The organism is Providencia sp. PROV004, assembly GCF_011045615.1.
In the GTDB taxonomy this organism is placed as follows: domain Bacteria; phylum Pseudomonadota; class Gammaproteobacteria; order Enterobacterales; family Enterobacteriaceae; genus Providencia; species Providencia rettgeri.
Window position 1 is genome coordinate 3,772,595 of record NZ_CP042859.1, and the last position, 17,327, is coordinate 3,789,921.

16 protein-coding genes are annotated in these 17,327 nt (G+C 43.0%); 5 read left to right on the forward strand and 11 right to left on the reverse strand.

The window, feature by feature from the left end; genetic code table 11:
* The first annotated feature begins 124 nt into the window (after positions 1-124).
* Entirely contained in the window at positions 125-670 is a 546-nt protein-coding gene (gene yjgA / locus FVA69_RS17330; RefSeq protein WP_004258329.1) for a ribosome biogenesis factor YjgA, read from the forward strand.
* A 71-nt stretch (positions 671-741) separates the two neighbouring features.
* Here yjgA and FVA69_RS17335 read toward each other — a convergent pair whose 3' ends face one another.
* From FVA69_RS17335 to FVA69_RS17385, 11 genes are all read right to left on the reverse strand, one after another.
* Entirely contained in the window at positions 742-1,329 is a 588-nt protein-coding gene (locus FVA69_RS17335) for an RBBP9/YdeN family alpha/beta hydrolase (RefSeq protein WP_004908243.1), read from the reverse strand.
* Between the two features lie 60 nt (positions 1,330-1,389).
* Positions 1,390-1,677, reverse strand: a complete 288-nt coding sequence (locus FVA69_RS17340) for a barstar family protein (protein ID WP_004908240.1) — start codon at positions 1,675-1,677, stop codon at positions 1,390-1,392.
* A gap of 12 nt (positions 1,678-1,689) precedes the next feature.
* Positions 1,690-2,178 carry a ribonuclease domain-containing protein gene (locus tag FVA69_RS17345; RefSeq protein WP_110731670.1) on the reverse strand — a complete coding sequence of 163 codons (489 nt, stop codon included), beginning with the start codon at positions 2,176-2,178 and terminating at the stop codon, positions 1,690-1,692.
* Between the two features lie 109 nt (positions 2,179-2,287).
* Complete coding sequence (gene tldD / locus FVA69_RS17350; RefSeq protein ID WP_004908235.1) at positions 2,288-3,733, reverse strand: metalloprotease TldD; 1,446 nt, start codon at positions 3,731-3,733, stop codon at positions 2,288-2,290.
* 5 nt (positions 3,734-3,738) lie between these two features.
* Positions 3,739-4,590, reverse strand: coding sequence for a deaminated glutathione amidase (gene nit1 / locus FVA69_RS17355; RefSeq protein WP_004908231.1), 852 nt, complete (start codon positions 4,588-4,590; stop codon positions 3,739-3,741).
* Entirely contained in the window at positions 4,590-8,381 is a 3,792-nt protein-coding gene (gene yhdP / locus FVA69_RS17360) for an AsmA2 domain-containing protein YhdP (RefSeq protein ID WP_164529167.1), read from the reverse strand. Before yhdP ends, nit1 begins: the two co-directional genes overlap by 1 nt.
* A 13-nt stretch (positions 8,382-8,394) precedes the next feature.
* Positions 8,395-9,864 carry a ribonuclease G gene (rng, locus tag FVA69_RS17365; RefSeq protein ID WP_004908223.1) on the reverse strand — a complete coding sequence of 490 codons (1,470 nt, stop codon included), beginning with the start codon at positions 9,862-9,864 and terminating at the stop codon, positions 8,395-8,397.
* Entirely contained in the window at positions 9,861-10,448 is a 588-nt protein-coding gene (locus FVA69_RS17370) for a Maf family protein (RefSeq protein WP_109911673.1), read from the reverse strand. Before FVA69_RS17370 ends, rng begins: the two co-directional genes overlap by 4 nt.
* 35 nt (positions 10,449-10,483) lie before the next feature.
* Positions 10,484-10,972 carry a rod shape-determining protein MreD gene (gene mreD / locus FVA69_RS17375; protein WP_004908217.1) on the reverse strand — a complete coding sequence of 163 codons (489 nt, stop codon included), beginning with the start codon at positions 10,970-10,972 and terminating at the stop codon, positions 10,484-10,486.
* 44 nt (positions 10,973-11,016) lie between these two features.
* Complete coding sequence (mreC, locus tag FVA69_RS17380; protein ID WP_109911672.1) at positions 11,017-11,985, reverse strand: rod shape-determining protein MreC; 969 nt, start codon at positions 11,983-11,985, stop codon at positions 11,017-11,019.
* Between the two features lie 85 nt (positions 11,986-12,070).
* Positions 12,071-13,114 carry a rod shape-determining protein gene (locus FVA69_RS17385; RefSeq protein ID WP_004908213.1) on the reverse strand — a complete coding sequence of 348 codons (1,044 nt, stop codon included), beginning with the start codon at positions 13,112-13,114 and terminating at the stop codon, positions 12,071-12,073.
* 605 nt (positions 13,115-13,719) lie between these two features.
* Here FVA69_RS17385 and acuI point away from each other — a divergent pair.
* From acuI to accC, 4 genes are all read left to right on the forward strand, one after another.
* Positions 13,720-14,703 (forward strand): acrylyl-CoA reductase (NADPH), encoded by a 984-nt coding sequence (gene acuI, locus FVA69_RS17390; RefSeq protein ID WP_109911671.1) that lies wholly within the window; start codon positions 13,720-13,722, stop codon positions 14,701-14,703.
* A 232-nt stretch (positions 14,704-14,935) separates the two neighbouring features.
* Entirely contained in the window at positions 14,936-15,400 is a 465-nt protein-coding gene (gene aroQ, locus FVA69_RS17395) for a type II 3-dehydroquinate dehydratase (RefSeq protein WP_004908209.1), read from the forward strand.
* 18 nt (positions 15,401-15,418) lie between these two features.
* On the forward strand, positions 15,419-15,889 hold the full coding sequence (accB, locus tag FVA69_RS17400; RefSeq protein ID WP_004908206.1) for an acetyl-CoA carboxylase biotin carboxyl carrier protein: 471 nt from the start codon (positions 15,419-15,421) through the stop codon (positions 15,887-15,889).
* A gap of 12 nt (positions 15,890-15,901) precedes the next feature.
* The gene (accC, locus tag FVA69_RS17405) at positions 15,902-17,248 is read left to right on the forward strand and encodes an acetyl-CoA carboxylase biotin carboxylase subunit (RefSeq protein WP_004908205.1); all 1,347 of its coding nucleotides are present in this window, start codon (positions 15,902-15,904) and stop codon (positions 17,246-17,248) included.
* Positions 17,249-17,327: the final 79 nt, after the last annotated feature.

Here is a 17,327-nt window from a genome sequence, read left to right on the forward strand (position 1 = left end):
GGTAGTCATAGAGGGGTTTTCCCAGTTACAATATATAATAGATGAATGTTAACACTCACAACACAGTAAATCATATTAATTACGCGTAATTAAACCACTGTGTTCGGTAAAAAGGAAAATCGATATGGCCAAACAGCCTGATGACTGGCTGGATGATATCCCAGCGCCGCAAGACGAAGAAGACGAGGAAATCATTTGGGTCAGTAAAAGCGAAATTAAGCGCGATGCTGAGATCCTCAAAAAATTAGGGGCTGAGCTCGTTGATTTAAGTAAAAGTGAATTAGAACGTATTCCGTTAGATACTCAATTACTTGAAGCTATTGAACTTGCTCAAAAAATCAAACGTGAAGGCCGTCGTCGCCAATTACAATTGATTGGTAAGTTATTACGTTCACGTGAGGTTGAGCCGATTACAGAGGCTCTGGATAAGCTTAAAAACCGTCACAACCAACAAGTAGTCATTTTACATAAACTGGAAGACTTACGAACCCGTTTATTAGATGGCGGTGATGAAGTCATTGAAGACGTAGTTGCCCTGTTCCCACAAACAGACAGGCAACAATTGCGTGCATTAGTCCGTAATGCGAAAAAAGAGCGTGAAGGCAATAAACCGCCAAAAGCCTATCGCCAAATCTTTCAATATTTGAAAGATCTGTCTGAAATGGCTTAATAAATTATCCCCTATGCTACGGCTAGGGGATTTTTCTTGGTAAATGTACCTAGTATTCTTACCAGCCATAACTAGCTAAAATGCGCTTTGATTGTATCAAGTAGTGTTTTGAACTCAGTATAGCCTTCTCTATCAAGGAAATGCCCGGCAGATTCTTCAATAATAACCTGTGTTTTTAAAGCCTCTGCCAATGCTTTCGAAGACCTTGGTGACACAATTTCATCATTGGTTGATATAATCGATATTCGATTATTTGCTATCTGTATGAGTTCATCATAATTCAATGGCTCAAGGGTGTGATGCTGTAATTCTGGCAATGTTTCTTGCGTTTCATCAAACCCTGATACCAATACATAACCCGCTACCGATTGCCTCGTATTTTGCAAAAATCGTAATGCGGTAATGCAACCTAAGCTATGACCAATCAAAACCGTATTTTCATCAATATCAAAAGGTAAGTGTTGTAAGCGCTGCTGCCACCTTTTAGGGTCGGGAGTTAAAGAATCAGGCATGGTGGGGACGTTAACAAAAGCGCCTAAGGCTTCAAGCTCTGATTTCAACCATGGAAACCAATTTTTATCAGGGGATGCCGTATAGCCGTGAACAATAAGGAATTTTTTTTCTTTTAGCGGAAATGCAGTGCAGGTAACGTTATTCATCCTAAAGACCCCTATCAGCTCAGTTATCTTATTTAGACTTTACCATGAGTGATAGGAATATTAGTTAGAGCTTTTTGTTATATCTAAAGCAAAAACGAACTCTTCTTCCCACATATCTTGTGCGTCATTCATCACATCAATAACATCTGCGAATTTTATACGTTGTTCGGCTGTCATATGTGAAAACGTGATGGTTACAGGCAACTCAATGCCAGCGGAAACCATGTCCCACAGGGCATCAAGATTATAGCCAAACCAATCAGGAAGGGAAAATTGTTGAGCAAATTGGTCATAAAAATCATTCAATGAATTTATTTGCCTGAAATCAAAGCTCACCTGTTTGCTCATTATGATTTTCCTTTAGTGGACTTGAGTAAAGCTCTTATAGTGGTCATGAGTCACAAAAATCATCCCATCCGATGAGTACAGCAAACGGTCTGCCCCGCGATGACCACAGCGATAATTGATATCTGCTTCAAACCACTGACGCCCTTGTGCAATTGGCAAACTTTTTTCACGGTTAGAAAAACGGTCTCCGCCAATTGCTCTTCCAGGTAACACATCGCAAAGGTTACCTTTTTTCGCATCCCATCCGGCTTCACGGGCTTGTTTCTTCGTCATATAGAAAGCTGGAAGTTTTTGATATTTTTCCATAAAACTAACCACGTTGTCTTGCGCAGTTAGCTTATCAATCGGTTGTGGTGTTTCTTTTGGTGTTATCGCTTCACGAGAAGGTGGATTGCTTTGATTAATGGATGGTTCAGATGGTGTTTTATCTCCACCATTGAAATAAAGGCTAATCACAATCAAAATAGCCATCAATACGACAGGTAAAAAACGTTTATTCATAACACCTCAGTTGTTTTGTGCTTTGCAGGCACACAATCGCCCTAGTCACAACACCGACAAGAAGTTGTCACCAGGGCGAGCAGAGCCTAGTTTATATCGCCATAAACGATTATGCGGTACCGCCAACGGTCAGTTTGTCCAGTTTTAATGTAGGTTGGCCTACACCAACAGGAACACTTTGGCCTTCTTTGCCACAAACACCAACACCTTTATCTAGCGCTAAGTCATTACCAACCATTGAAATCTGCTGCATAGCTTCAACACCTGAGCCTATTAACGTAGCCCCCTTCACAGGAGAAGTAATCTTACCTTTTTCAATCAGGTAAGCTTCTGATGTTGAAAATACAAATTTACCTGAGGTGATATCTACCTGACCACCACCAAAGTTTGGTGCATAAATGCCTTTATCCACACTAGCAATAATTTCTTCTGGCGTTGATGTCCCTGCTAACATGTAGGTATTGGTCATACGCGGCATAGGTAAGTGCGCATAAGATTCACGACGTGCATTACCTGTTGGAGTAACTCCCATCAGGCGTGCATTCAGTTTATCTTGAATATAATTACGTAAAATACCATTTTCTATTAGGACGTTATACTGCCCAGGCACCCCTTCGTCATCAATAGCGAGAGAGCCACGACGGCCCGCTATCGTGCCATCATCCACGACGGTACACAGTGGTGATGCGACTTGTTCACCAATTTGGCCTGAAAATACAGATGTGCCGCGACGGTTAAAGTCACCCTCTAAACCATGCCCCACCGCTTCATGCAATAGAACCCCAGGCCAACCGGCACCTAGCACAACAGGCATCATTCCCGCAGGAGCCGCAACTGCAGACAAGTTCACCAGTGCCATACGCACCGCTTCGCGTGCATATTGTTCAGCAACTACTTGCCCTTGGTGAATTTCCAAGAAATATTCATAACCATAACGACCACCACCGCCACTTGCACCACGTTCGCGCTTGCCGTCATGTTCCACCAGCACGCTGACTGACAAACGCACTAACGGGCGAATATCTGCCGCCAAAGTACCATCTGTTGCGGCGACTAACACTTGCTCATAAACACCGGTTAAACTAGCATTGACCTCAATGACACGCGGGTCTTCTGCGCGTGCAACTTGGTCAACACGATGCAGCAAATCAATTTTTTGTTCCCGCGATAAGCTTTGCAGTGGATCTGCCACTGAATACAATTTTTTATATTCAACGTTAGTTAAAATTTGTGATTTACCAGAGCCTTGCTCATTCACAATGCTGCGTGCAGCGGTAGCACTTTGTGTCAGCGCGTGTAGCGAAATTTGGTCTGCATAAGCAAAACCCGTTTTTTCACCACTAACAGCTCTCACACCAACACCTTGGTCGATATTGTAAGAGCCATCTTTGATGATCCTATCTTCAAGCACCCATGACTCATGGAAGCTCGATTGAAAGAACAGATCCGCATAATCTAGATGGCGCTCAGATAACAAACCTAAAATGTCATACAGATTTTCTTGCCCAAGGCGGTTGGCGGCCAGCAAATGTTCGCTGACAGAAACTAAACTCATATTCGTTACTCTTTGGTTTCTTTTTTAATCAATGATGTCAATTGCGGTCTAAAACGGTTGTGTTTCACCACTTTTATTTGCTCGCGCATGACACTCAAGCTGTCTGTTTTAATATTCAGTACCGTAGAAGCGACTGCATCCACGTTCTTTTTCATCACCTTACCCCACCCATCAACCGCAAGGCTATGCCCCCACGTGCGACGTGTGCCGTGCACACCGACTTGAGCAGGTGCTAAAATATAGCATTGGTTTTCTATCGCACGAGCTCGTAATAACGGCTCCCAATGTGCTTGACCGGTGTAACGGGTAAATGCCGCTGGTACAGAGATAATTTCTGCACCTTGCTCACGTAATGCTTGGAATAAACCAGGAAAGCGTAAATCATAACAAATCGTCATACCAAGGCGACCCACCGGCGTATCAACAACGGTAATATGTTCACCACGCTGATAAATCACGGATTCGTTATAAGTGCCTTGTTCATCTTCGATATTGACATCAAACATATGAATTTTATCGTAGCGCGCTTTAATGTTTCCTTCAGCATCAAATAATAAGCTACTACTTGTAATACGTTCGGGATCTTCACGGCTAATCATTGGCATTGAGCCAATTAAAATCCAAACATGATAACGTTTGGCCATTGCGCTGATCGCTTTTTGCAAAGGGCCTTTTCCTTGCTCTTCCGCTTGTTTACGATAGGTCGCTGCATCTGCAAATAACAATGCGTTTTCAGGTGTCAGTACTAACTCAACAGTTTCTGGTAACTGTTTGATCTGTTGTTCGATTTGCGCCAAATTGTGTTTAGTATTATTTCCACTACATAACTGCAAAAGTGCAACGTTGCCATTTTTCATTACTCTTGAGTCTCCTTCAGTTGACGTAATACTTCATCAATTTTCGGCTCGTCCAAGCTACCTGTTACTCGGTAACGAATAACGGAAACTTTACTCCATAGTGGACCGAGCACTTTCGTTGCCGCAAATACGGCAGCGCCTGCAAATGGGTTTACCACAAACGCGGTCGCTACTCCTACTGTAGCAGATATTTCCGGTGTAATGACGGCTTCAACATTAATTTGGCGTTTAACGAGGTCAATTTGACCATTAAAAGCAATATCGGCAACTAAACCATCAACATAGGTATTTTTCGAAACCAGTACACCATTTTTAATGGTCGCATCACCTTTAATGGAATCAAAATCAAAGTCATCACTAAATGTATCGCTAAAATCAAATCGTAGTTTACGCAACAGCGCATCAAAGCTGACTAGACGCAATATTTGCCCTGCACGACCGCCCCCCATTTGTGCAATCGCTCCTTTACCCAATTTTGCAGACATTTTACCATTTAAAGAGGCAATATCTGGTGACCAAGGCAAATTAGCCCAATCTAAATCAAATTCAATAGTATAAGGTGATTGGATAATGGGAACCAATATACCAAAATACGCTGCTGTTTCGTCAAAAGCTTCGCCGGTCAATGAACCTGCAATTTGCGTTTTATTGCCGTTTTCGCTATTCCAAATAGCATCTAGCGTTAATTTCGTAACACTGTTATCTAGCGTGCCATCGGTCAGTTGCAATAACGTCCCTTTAGGTTGGATATTCGCACTAATTTCACCCAATTTCTGCCCAGCAACCCAACATTCTTTACAATGAAACTGCAATTGTGGCCATTGGCTAAAATCAAATTGTGTTGTGGCAAGGTCATTGATTTGAGCACTAGAGGAAGTGCTAGGGTTGTAATACAAATAATCAATAGCGACCTGCCAAGGCTGTGAAGCAAAGATTTGTAACGAGCCTTTTAGGTTTTCACTGTTGATACTGACCAACTGCTCAGGCCGTTGTAAATCATAAGAAAAGTTTACTGCGTTCCATTGCTGCCCAGCGAGGTAGATTGATGGAATATTGACCTGGAGCATATCCGGCAAGCCAATATTCATACCACCTTCGCGGCTATGGGATGACACTAGTAACCCGGCTAATTTCTCCCAGTTCATATCAGTAATCGCTGGCAAATCGACAATAAAAGCTGAGTTTTTAGGGAGCTCAGGAATACCGTCACGCCATTGGGCAATATGGGCTTTTAATAAACTCAGAGGTTTGTCACTCAATCCCCATTGAGTATTAAAACCAATGCGCTTACCGATATCACCACCAACCACCAACTGTTCTGTGGTTCCTTTTGCTTGAACATTAATTTGCCCAAGCTCTGCTAACAAAGCGTTATCAATAGCAGGTAGTTGGCTTTTCAGTTGTTTTAGCCCTGCGGTGACGTCTATTTGTAAGCCAACGGGTTCTTTTGCCGTATTCGGAATGGTGATAGCGACTTGGCTTTTCCAGTCAGTGGTTCCTGATAATTTTTGTTTAATCTCAGCAGGTAACATTGCCAACTTATTCACCGCCCAGTTTCCGCTAATATTCACATCCACTAAATAATTTTTTGCTTGGTCAGTGGTAGTGAAATCGACAGTAATTGGCTGTTCAAACCAGTGTCCACGCAGGTTTTCACCGCGTAAATCTCCATTGTTAAACTCAAAGCTGCCCGTCAAAGCAGAAATAGTGCTATCAATTGGCTGAATATATAAATCGTTTTTATTGAGATTGACCTTTCCTTTGGCGACAACATCCTTACCCGCCACCAGTGGAATAGATAACCCTAACTGGCCATTAACAGTTCCCCCAATTTGTAACTCTTCAAGCGTATCGCCAATTGAGTGGTTCATCGGGGTATGCACAAAATATTGCTGGATTTGTTTTCCAGTTCCATTGATATCTGCATTGATATACAGCATTTCTTTAGTGTAATCAGGGATATTGGCATCAAGATTGGTTGCTGTGGCATCCGCCAGTTTTACCGTTGGTGCATGCATAAATAGCCCTGCACACCTAAAGTCTAAATCCATATCTAAGTTCAATAATGCAGGCCATTCACTGTCATATTCGAATGTCGCATTACGCAGAGGGACATAAACTTGGAATTGCCCATCATTGTTATCGTATGGGAAATGAGCTGGGTCACCTTTATAGACCAACGTCGCATTATCTACACTACCTGCGATAATGGCTTTCGTCAGGTAATCCGCCACATCTTGCCCCATTAATTTTTGTGGGAAATAACGCCACGCATCCCCTGCATCATCTAAACGAATTCCGGCAAGAATGGCGAGATCGGCATAATTTCCTTTTTTCGCTTTTGCGTAACGAAACTCACCATTTGCCCAAAGAGACTGAGCTTGTACCTCTAATGATGGGCTCCACAGTTTAAATTCACTGTCATTATTTACCCAATGGAACTGACCTGTTGCCGTCTTTATTAAAAAAGGAGCTTTAAATTCATCGCGATAGTCCACTTCACTATCTTGCAAGCTAACTGTGGCACTACCACTTTGCATGCCACCAATTAAAACACCCGAAAAATGATTAACTGAAGGCAACTCTTTCCATTTTTTCCAGCTGACATTTTGCCAATCCATGTTGATTTGTACGTTTTCAGGCATGTTTTGTGTGATATCAAGGGCAAATTCACTCACTACACCAGTTGGTTGGCGATGTTGCCAATCTTGTACCATTTCAGGTGTTAAAAAAGAAAATGTGGGCAAAACTTCGCTTAAACGTTCGAGTTCAATATCTTTAGCACGGATGCGCCAATGGTCATTATCTTGATATTTTTTGCTGGCAGGCAAATACAATACAGAGACGCTCCCTTGCGGCCAGATAAACTCATTGGTTTTCAAGGTATCAAGCTCAGGAATGTTAAATAACCACCCATTCCCCTGCCTTTTCATTCGCAAAAGCAAATCATTAACTTGTAGGTTTTGGGCTAATTCGCCCGTTCCCCAGTTAGCTTCGCCTTGTCGTAGTTGAATAAGGCCGCTGTCAATTCGATGATTTCTCAGGGTTACCCAAGAAGACAGGCTAAAATTGGCATCCCGCAATGAAGTATTGTCACGCAGCCAGCGGCTAAGCCATGGCTGCATATCAATATTATCCGCTTGTAGATAAAAAATACCGTCACTTAACACGCCGTTTTTATCTGACACATCAAGCTTTACTTGCAGATAGCCATGCTGCTTATTAATGGTTTCAAGACTCACAAAACCTTGAGCACGATGCCGTTCATTGTCATTCAGCCATGAAAGCTCGGGTAAAATCAGCGTTGTTTTTTGTTCAGAAGGTGTGAGGAAGGTTAATTGGCTTTCTTTTAATATAAAGTGGTCGAATTGCCGTAAAAATAGCTCTTCAATGCTATCTAAAGACTCGCCTTTCGCGGAGTCTCCAAGGCTTAAAGGAACTTTATAATCAACATTTAACTGATAGAAGGTTAAATCACGAAAGCGCCAGCGTAGAGAAAATAATGAGCTCCAGATATCTAATTCAACAGTAATGGTATTCGCGGTAACATCCGTAGTTTTACTCTGTAAAGCGACATAGGATAACGTCAGTACAGGGCCAAAAGATTGCCAAGCCCCTTCGATTTTACCAATTTGTACAGATACATCGGTCTTTTTTTCAACATAATCGACCAGATCTTGTCGATAGTTGTCAATATTTGGCAGAAGAAAACGCAGCCCTGACAGCACTAATGCACACAGCAATAATATAACCGCGGTCGTCACCAGTGCTACACGTGGCAGTCGTCTCACTCAAATCTCCTTATTACATCATTACGACGTCAAAACGTTCCTGACTGTAAAGAGGTTCAGTCTGAACTTTAACTTGCTTCCCAACAAAGATTTCAACTTCTGCAAGGGCATGTGATTCATCCCCTTTAAGGACATCAACCACCGCTTGGGATGCATAAACTAAGAACCTATCTGCATCGATAGTCCGGTGAACGCGAACTATTTCACGTAAAATTTCATAACAAACTGTTTCTACTGACTTAACGGTTCCACGCCCTTGGCAAGTTGGGCAGTCGTCGCATAACACATGTTCTAGGCTTTCTCTTGTGCGCTTACGCGTCATTTCAACTAAACCCAGTTGCGAAAAACCATTAATGGTGGTTTTGACTTTATCTTTGCTCAATGCCTGTTCTAATGATGCTAGCACACGGCGACGATGTTCAGGGTCAACCATGTCGATGAAGTCAATAATAATAATACCGCCTAAGTTACGTAAACGCAGTTGCCTTGCTATCGCTTGAGTCGCCTCGATATTAGTATTGAAGATGGTTTCTTCAAGATTACGATGGCCAACAAATGCCCCAGTATTGATATCAATCGTCGTCATGGCTTCAGTTTGGTCGATAATCAAATAACCACCTGATTTTAGCTCCACTTTTCGATCCATGGCTCGCTGAATTTCGTTTTCAACGTCAAACAAGTCAAATATTGGCTGATTACCTTGATAAAGTTCGAGCTTAGCCGTCATTTCTGGTACATACTCTTCGATAAACTCTTGCAATTGAGTATAGGTCAAACGGGAGTCAACACGAATACGATCAAGATGAGCACCTGCAAAATCACGGATAATGCGGTAAGCAAGCGCTAATTCACCATAGATTTTTGTGCGAGTCACATTACGTTTTTTTCGTTCAATCACTTTCGCCCACAGGCGCTTTAAGAAGGCCGCATCCTGTTTAACTTCCTCTTCCCCGACCCCTTCTGCTGCCGTACGGATGATAAAACCACCATTTTCATCACAATACTGTGAAACACACTCTTTTAGGCGTTCTCTTTCAACTTCACTTTCAATGCGTTGAGAAACGCCTACATGGGAAGCTCCTGGCATAAAGACCAAATAGCGAGAAGGGAGAGTTATATCTGTAGTAAGGCGAGCGCCTTTGGTGCCAAGGGGGTCCTTGACGACTTGAACGATTAAATCTTGTCCTTGCTTAACGAGCTCAGCAATATCCCTGACATGAAAGTTTTTTTGTTCGTCACCCGCAATGCATTCCGTATGGGGCATAATATCCGAAGCATGCAAAAAGGCCGCTTTATCTAGACCAATATCAACAAAGGCCGCCTGCATCCCCGGTAAGACACGGCTCACGCGGCCTTTGTAAATATTCCCTACTAATCCTCTTTTTGCTTCTCGCTCAACATGAATTTCTTGTAATATCCCACCATCAATATAAGCAACGCGCGTTTCAGATGGTGTAATGTTCACTAATAGTTCCGCAGTCATGACTTCCCCTTACCATCACTTAACGCTAAAAATCGCTGAATTAGCTCGTCTGTTTCAACCAGTGGTAAACCAACAACCCCATGGTAGCTGCCATTGATTTTACGTATAAAACGCCCACCAATGCCTTGAATTCCATAAGCGCCAGCCTTATCCATTGGCTCTCCTGACTGTATATAATCCCGTATTTCGAGTAAAGATAACTCGCGGAATGTCACATCTGTCACAATTAGTGACTGTATCGTCTGTTGACGGTTGGATAAGGCAATCGCCGTCATCACTTGATGAGTTTTTCCCGATAACGCACTTAGCATCTCTTCTGCATGCTGGCAATCGCGCGGTTTTTCCAAAATTTTGCCTGCAAGAACAACAATAGTATCAGCGCCCAAAACAGGTTGATTATCGGGTGCTATCGCAACACCAGCTAAAGATTTATCTCGTGCAAGACGTTGAACATAGTCTTGAGGCGTCTCCCCTTCCTGCCACAGCTCTTCTACCTCTGGACGTAAGATTTCAAAAGTATAATTAAGTTGCTGAACAAGTTCACGTCGACGGGGTGAGCCAGACGCAAGATAAATTAAACACATAAACTGTATTCCCAGTCAGAGTGACAACTAACATGCTAACATACTGAAAATTGCCGACGAGTTTTACGTAAAAGCAAAAATAGCCATGGCCATAGAATACCATTCACTAAGCTATTCCAAAATACTTGCGGATGGAATAATACTTGTGATGATAAAAATTCAGCCCAAAAAACAGCAAGATCCTGAATGATAGTCAGCAACATAATCACCAACGCTTGCTGCCACAGCGCCATATTACGCAACAACTGGTGCTTATAAGAGACGAGATAGCAAATAATGCTAAAAGAGAGGGCATGTACCCCCAGTGCTGAACCCTGAATGGAATCAACGATAATCCCTAAGATAAAGCTCGTGCCAACACTCACACGGTGTGGTAGCGCCATCACCCAATAAGTGAGAATCAACAGAAGCCATGATGGCCGGTAAAAGCTGAGTTGCTCCGGCCAAGGCATGACTTGCAAAATCAAGGCAATAAAAAACGATAACCAAATGATGGCGCGGCCATTTCCACGATACTCATCCATGCTAATTTACTCTCTTGCCCATAACCATACTGTGTTTCCTCTACTTATGGTTGTGACGTCGGAGCCATTGAGGGTGGCAATGGAGGCCCCTGAATTTCATTCGGGTTAGGTAATACTTGCGGCAATACTTTCATTAAGCGTTCATTTGCTGCCCGATAGACTTCCGAAGGCTGTAGTGGCGTTTTAGGGTCGTTATCATTTCCCCATAATAACAGAAGGTAACGTAAACGCTGCAATTCGGCGCTCGGCTTCGCGCTAATGATGGTATACGCTCGTTGTGTGTCGTGTTTTACGGCAGAGACCACCCCTACTGGATAACCTTCAGGGAAACGCCCCCCTAGCCCTGACGTGACAAGGACGTCACCAACACGAATATCGGTATTTTCAGGTAACGGTTCTAATTGGATATCATCAGCACATCCAGAACCGGCTGCAATCACACGAACATCATTACGTAATACTTGCACAGGCAATGCATGGGTAGTGTCACAAATTAGCAGGACACGGCTATTAAAATTACTTACCCCAACCACTTGGCCAACAACACCTTTATCACTAATAACAGGCTGCCCTTCATAAACGCCTTCATTACTGCCTTTATCTATAACCACTTGGTCACGATATGGCGTATTCGCGCCTGAAATAACTTGCGTTACCATCATGTGTTCATCTTGGCGAAGTGGTGAGCCAAGTAACTCCCTTAAGCGTGCATTTTCCTGCTTAAGTTGCTCTAAAAGCAAGTTGTCCGCTTTTTTCAGTAATAGCTCTTGTCGTAAGGCTTTGTTTTCGAATTGCAGTTGTTCTCTTGAAGAGAAACTTTCCGAAATATTATCTAGAAATTGGCGTGGGCCATTCGCTAAAAAATAGAATGGGCTAACCGCCGTGTCTAAGTAGTTACGGACTTTATTGAAAGGCTCAAAACGATGGTCAATCACCACCAGTACAAGTGCAATGATTACCGCAAAAAATATGCGTAACTGTAGGGATGGACCTCGCCTAAAAATTGGCTTCATGTGTGGCTAAGTTTCGCTAATGTCAGAGGAACAAAAAATAGTCAAAACAGTTGGAGAACCTCCCCAACCGTTTCTAAAAGGCCATTTAGTCTTCGCTAAACAGGTCGCCACCGTGCATATCAATCATTTCTAACGCTTTACCGCCGCCACGCGCGACACAAGTTAGTGGATCTTCTGCAACAATAACCGGGATACCCGTTTCTTCCATCAATAAGCGATCTAAATTACGAAGAAGCGCGCCACCACCCGTTAAGACCATACCGCGTTCTGAGATATCTGAGGCTAGTTCAGGAGGACACTGTTCAAGTGCTAGCATTACCGCACTGACAATTCCTGTCAGGGGTTCTTGCAATGCTTCTAAAATTTCATTGGAATTCATTTTAAATCCGCGAGGCACACCTTCAGCAAGGTTACGACCGCGAACTTCAATCTCGTAAACTTCATCGGTTGGGAAAGCAGAACCAATTCCATGTTTGATGCGTTCTGCTGTCGCTTCACCTATCAGCGAGCCGTAATTACGACGTACATAGTTAATGATAGACTCATCGAAACGGTCACCACCAATACGTACCGAAGAAGAGTAAACAACGCCATTTAAAGAAATAACAGCGACTTCTGTCGTACCACCACCAATATCAACAACCATTGAGCCTGTAGCTTCTGATACAGGTAACCCAGCACCAATAGCTGCAGCCATCGGCTCTTCAATTAAGAAGACTTCACGCGCACCCGCACTTAGCGCGGACTCACGAATGGCTTTACGCTCAACTTGTGTTGCACCAACAGGCACACAAACAAGGACTCGCGGACTAGGGCGTAAAAAACTGTTACTATGAACTTGTTTGATGAAGTGCTGTAACATTTTTTCAGTCAAGAAAAAGTCAGCGATAACACCGTCTTTCATTGGCCTGATTGCCGAAATATTGCCTGGTGTACGTCCCAGCATCTGCTTCGCTTCACCACCGACTGCAGCAACGCTTTTTGGCGATCCAGAGCGGTCTTGACGAATAGCAACTACAGAGGGTTCATTTAATTTTACGCCTTGTCCTTTGACATAAATAAGGGTATTGGCCGTACCCAAGTCAATAGACAGGTCATTAGAAAACATGCCACGAAATTTTTTAAACATAACGAAAGAGTTATCCTGCAAGCTGGGGACGAATTTAAACCCGTCTACTCTACCAACCACTTGAAGCTGCCTCAAGGCGTTAATGAGCTGCTTCTATAAATATGGTTAATTCATCTATTTTTCACGTACCGTACTGTACATGCTTCTTATGTAAACGAAGCAGATAAAAACCCCAAAAATAGATATTAATTGTATTCTTTACCTACAGGATAAAATTATACAGAAAAACATCTACTCTTTGGTTGTTATATACTCCATCTTTTTCTTCCCAGTGTGACAAGTTATTGGGGCAACAAGTTCAAATATTATTTAGTTCTTTTTATTATTGCTACACACTGGCTATTTCCAATACAAATTGGGTGAATTCGCTGGGTGTTCGCTCTATTATCTACCAAAAACGCGGCAAATTTATGTCAATACGCAAAATGAATCCGTCGAGATGCGATATTTTGCATGATAAAAGCCTATTTATGCCAGAAAAAAATTATTTTTTACAAATTAATTACAATATTAATAGCTTAAACACTGTCACTACGTCAATGAATTACCCGCAAATTTTAGGCACTTTTAAAGTACATATTTAATCATTTTATTAGGAGTGAAAGATGAAAGCTCTCATCCTGCAACAATCGGAAGATAAAATTATCTCTGGCATTCAACCTCTAACGACAGAAATGCTCCCGGCCGGTGATATTATAGTCGATATTCATTGGTCCACACTCAATTATAAAGATGGGTTAGCCATTTGTGGAAAGGCGGGAGTTGTTCGCCAATATCCGATGGTACCTGGTATCGATTTTTCAGGCGTGATCCACCACAGTGAAGACCCACGCTTCCAAGTTGGCCAACATGTGCTACTGACTGGATGGGGGGTTGGTGAAACGCATTGGGGGGGTTTAGCGTCTCAAGCAAGGGTTCCGGCTAAATATTTAACGCCTCTTCCAGAGAATTTATCTTTAAAGCAAGCGATGGTTATTGGCACTGCTGGCTTTACCGCTATGCTTTGCGTAAACGCTTTAGAAGAAGCGGGTGTGACGCCAGATAAAGGCGAAGTCATCGTGAGTGGCGCTAGCGGTGGTGTTGGTAGTACTGCCGTGCAATTACTGTCTCTACTGGGTTATGAGGTTGTCGCGATTTCAGGTCGAGAAGAAAACAGCAGTTACCTGCAAAGTTTAGGTGCCAAGAGAGTATTACCTCGCAGTGATTTCACTCACCCTGCTAAGCCATTAGACAAACAGCTATGGGCAGGGGCGATTGATACTGTAGGCGGTGAATTACTCGCCAATCTTCTTGCACAAACGCACTATAATGGTACTGTTGCTGCCTGCGGTTTAGCCGGTGGCTTCGACTTACCAACTAGCGTCATGCCATTCATTTTACGTAATGTTCGCCTTCAAGGTGTGGATTCTGTTTACTACCCTGCTGCAAGTCGCGCTAAAGTATGGCAGCGCCTTGCAGATACTCTCCCCGCGGCTTTCTATGAGCAAGTCAGCAATGAGATTAAATTAGAAGATTGTGTCGAATATGCAAAAAAACTCTTAAAAAATGAAGTCACTGGGCGTACGCTAGTTAACCTACTAGCGGAGTAACGCATTTATTGCGGTACTCCCGCCTAAATAGGGATTACCGCACATTTTCAAAAATAAATTCGGGTAATTTCTCTGATAAGACCAGTATTTTGCTGCTATATGTCACGAAATAATTATAATGACGGACTTTGTCAGTAGAAAATCCATTTATTTTTATGATAAAAGATGACAAACGCTTAGCATCGCGTTATGTTGTCGGGCTATTGATAATATCGTCGGAGTTAGCAGCATAATGGCAGAAGATATTCACATTTTACTCTTGAATGGGCCAAACCTGAACCTGCTAGGTACACGGGAACCTGATAAATACGGCAACCAAACTCTTGCTGATATCGTATCCAAGCTCGAGGCAGAGGCAAACCCGCTAGGAGTAAAACTGAGTCATTTTCAGTCAAACGCAGAATTTGAACTCATCGATAAAATTCATGCTGCACGTCATGATGTTGATTTTATCCTCATCAATCCGGCTGCATTCACACATACCAGTGTTGCACTACGTGATGCATTACTCGCGGTGAGTATCCCGTTTATCGAGATCCACCTGTCTAATGTGCATGCTAGGGAATCATTTCGCCAACATTCTTATTTCTCCGATAAAGCTATCGGTGTAATTTGTGGTCTAGGTGCTGATGGTTATAGTTTTGCTTTACAGGCAGCGGTTAACCGTCTGCGCCTAATTAATTCAATCCAAATATAAGAGTACGGAATCATATCCATGGATATTCGTAAAATTAAAAAGCTGATCGAGCTGGTCGAAGAGTCTGGCATTTCTGAACTGGAAATTTCTGAAGGGGAAGAGTCAGTACGTATCAGCCGCGTTTCACCTGCTGCTCAGGTTATGGCTGCACCTCAACAGTATTACTCAGCACCGGTTGCACAACAACCTGCTCTGGCTAATGCAGTTGCACCATCTGAAGCAATGGTAGCGCCAGCTGCACCAGCCGCAGTTGCAGGTCACCAAGTTCGCTCACCAATGGTCGGTACTTTCTACCGCGCACCAAGCCCAGAAGCGAAGCCATTTGTCGAAGTTGGTCAAACGGTCAGCGTTGGTGATCCACTTTGCATCGTTGAAGCGATGAAAATGATGAACCAAATCGAAGCAGATAAAGCAGGCGTTGTTAAAGCCATTCTGTTGCAAAACGGTGATGCAGTAGAATTTGACGAGCCATTAGTTGTCATCGAATAACGAGGCGTTTCCATGCTGGAAAAAATTGTTATTGCTAACCGTGGAGAAATCGCATTACGTATTTTGCGTGCCTGTAAAGAACTTGGCATCAAAACAGTAGCGGTTCACTCTACGGCAGATAGCGATCTAAAACACGTGTTACTGGCTGATGAAACAATTTGTATCGGCCCAGCAGCATCAGCGAAAAGTTACTTAAATATCCCTGCGATTATCTCAGCAGCGGAAATTTCAGGTGCGCAAGCAATTCACCCAGGATATGGTTTCTTGGCTGAAAATGCAGATTTCGCAGAACAAGTTGAAAACTCAGGTTTTGTTTTTATCGGTCCAAAAGCTGAAACCATCCGCCTAATGGGTGATAAAGTTTCTGCCATTAACGCGATGAAAAAAGCCGGTGTACCTTGCGTTCCGGGTTCTGATGGCCCATTAGGGAACGACACTGAAAAAAATAAAGCCATCGCGAAACGTATCGGCTACCCTGTCATCATCAAAGCATCTGGTGGTGGTGGTGGTCGTGGTATGCGTGTGGTACGTAATGAGAAAGATTTAGAATCTTCTATCAACCTAACACGTGCTGAAGCGAAATCCGCTTTTAATAATGATATGGTTTACATGGAAAAATTCCTTGAAAACCCACGTCATATTGAAATTCAAGTCATGGCTGATGGCCAAGGCCATGCGGTTTACTTGGCTGAGCGTGACTGTTCAATGCAGCGTCGCCACCAAAAAGTGGTTGAAGAAGCACCAGCTCCAGGTATTACACCTGAAATTCGCCGCAATATCGGTGAGCGCTGTGCCAATGCGTGTATTGAAATCGGTTATCGCGGTGCAGGTACTTTCGAATTCTTATTTGAAAACGGTGAGTTCTACTTCATCGAAATGAATACCCGTATTCAAGTTGAGCACCCAGTCACTGAAATGATCACTGGTGTAGACTTGATTAAAGAGCAGCTGCGTGTTGCATCTGGGTTACCATTATCAGTTAAGCAGGAAGATATTGTGGTTCACGGCCATGCTGTGGAATGCCGTATCAACGCAGAAGACCCGAATACCTTCATCCCAAGTCCGGGAAAAATCACCCGTTTCCACTCTCCTGGTGGTTTTGGCGTACGTTGGGAATCTCATATTTACGCAGGCTACACTGTACCTCCGTATTATGACTCAATGATTGGTAAATTAATTACTTATGGTGAAACTCGTGAAATCGCTATTTCTCGTATGAAAAATGCGTTAAACGAACTTATCGTCGATGGTATTAAAACCAATATTGAACTGCACCAAATGATTATGAGCGATGAAAATTTCCAAAAAGGTGGAACTAACATCCACTATTTAGAGAAAAAACTGGGTATTGCTGAATAAGTCAGCGATAACCTGTTTAACTCATCGTTAATCGATACCGTAACGCGCTGCGTTACGGTATTTTTTTATGCTAAATACG

Excerpts from the sequence above, each read along its gene's own strand:
- yjgA (WP_004258329.1), top strand. The coding sequence starts at position 125 with ATGGCCAAACAGCCTGATGACTGGCTGGATGATATCCCAGCGCCGCAA.
- FVA69_RS17335 (WP_004908243.1), bottom strand. The coding sequence starts at position 1,329 with ATGAATAACGTTACCTGCACTGCATTTCCGCTAAAAGAAAAAAAATTC.
- FVA69_RS17340 (WP_004908240.1), bottom strand. The coding sequence starts at position 1,677 with ATGAGCAAACAGGTGAGCTTTGATTTCAGGCAAATAAATTCATTGAAT.
- FVA69_RS17345 (WP_110731670.1), bottom strand. The coding sequence starts at position 2,178 with ATGAATAAACGTTTTTTACCTGTCGTATTGATGGCTATTTTGATTGTG.
- tldD (WP_004908235.1), bottom strand. The coding sequence starts at position 3,733 with ATGAGTTTAGTTTCTGTCAGCGAACATTTGCTGGCCGCCAACCGCCTT.
- nit1 (WP_004908231.1), bottom strand. The coding sequence starts at position 4,590 with ATGAAAAATGGCAACGTTGCACTTTTGCAGTTATGTAGTGGAAATAAT.
- rng (WP_004908223.1), bottom strand. The coding sequence starts at position 9,864 with ATGACTGCGGAACTATTAGTGAACATTACACCATCTGAAACGCGCGTT.
- FVA69_RS17370 (WP_109911673.1), bottom strand. The coding sequence starts at position 10,448 with ATGTGTTTAATTTATCTTGCGTCTGGCTCACCCCGTCGACGTGAACTT.
- mreD (WP_004908217.1), bottom strand. The coding sequence starts at position 10,972 with ATGGATGAGTATCGTGGAAATGGCCGCGCCATCATTTGGTTATCGTTT.
- mreC (WP_109911672.1), bottom strand. The coding sequence starts at position 11,985 with ATGAAGCCAATTTTTAGGCGAGGTCCATCCCTACAGTTACGCATATTT.
- FVA69_RS17385 (WP_004908213.1), bottom strand. The coding sequence starts at position 13,114 with ATGTTTAAAAAATTTCGTGGCATGTTTTCTAATGACCTGTCTATTGAC.
- acuI (WP_109911671.1), top strand. The coding sequence starts at position 13,720 with ATGAAAGCTCTCATCCTGCAACAATCGGAAGATAAAATTATCTCTGGC.
- aroQ (WP_004908209.1), top strand. The coding sequence starts at position 14,936 with ATGGCAGAAGATATTCACATTTTACTCTTGAATGGGCCAAACCTGAAC.
- accB (WP_004908206.1), top strand. The coding sequence starts at position 15,419 with ATGGATATTCGTAAAATTAAAAAGCTGATCGAGCTGGTCGAAGAGTCT.
- accC (WP_004908205.1), top strand. The coding sequence starts at position 15,902 with ATGCTGGAAAAAATTGTTATTGCTAACCGTGGAGAAATCGCATTACGT.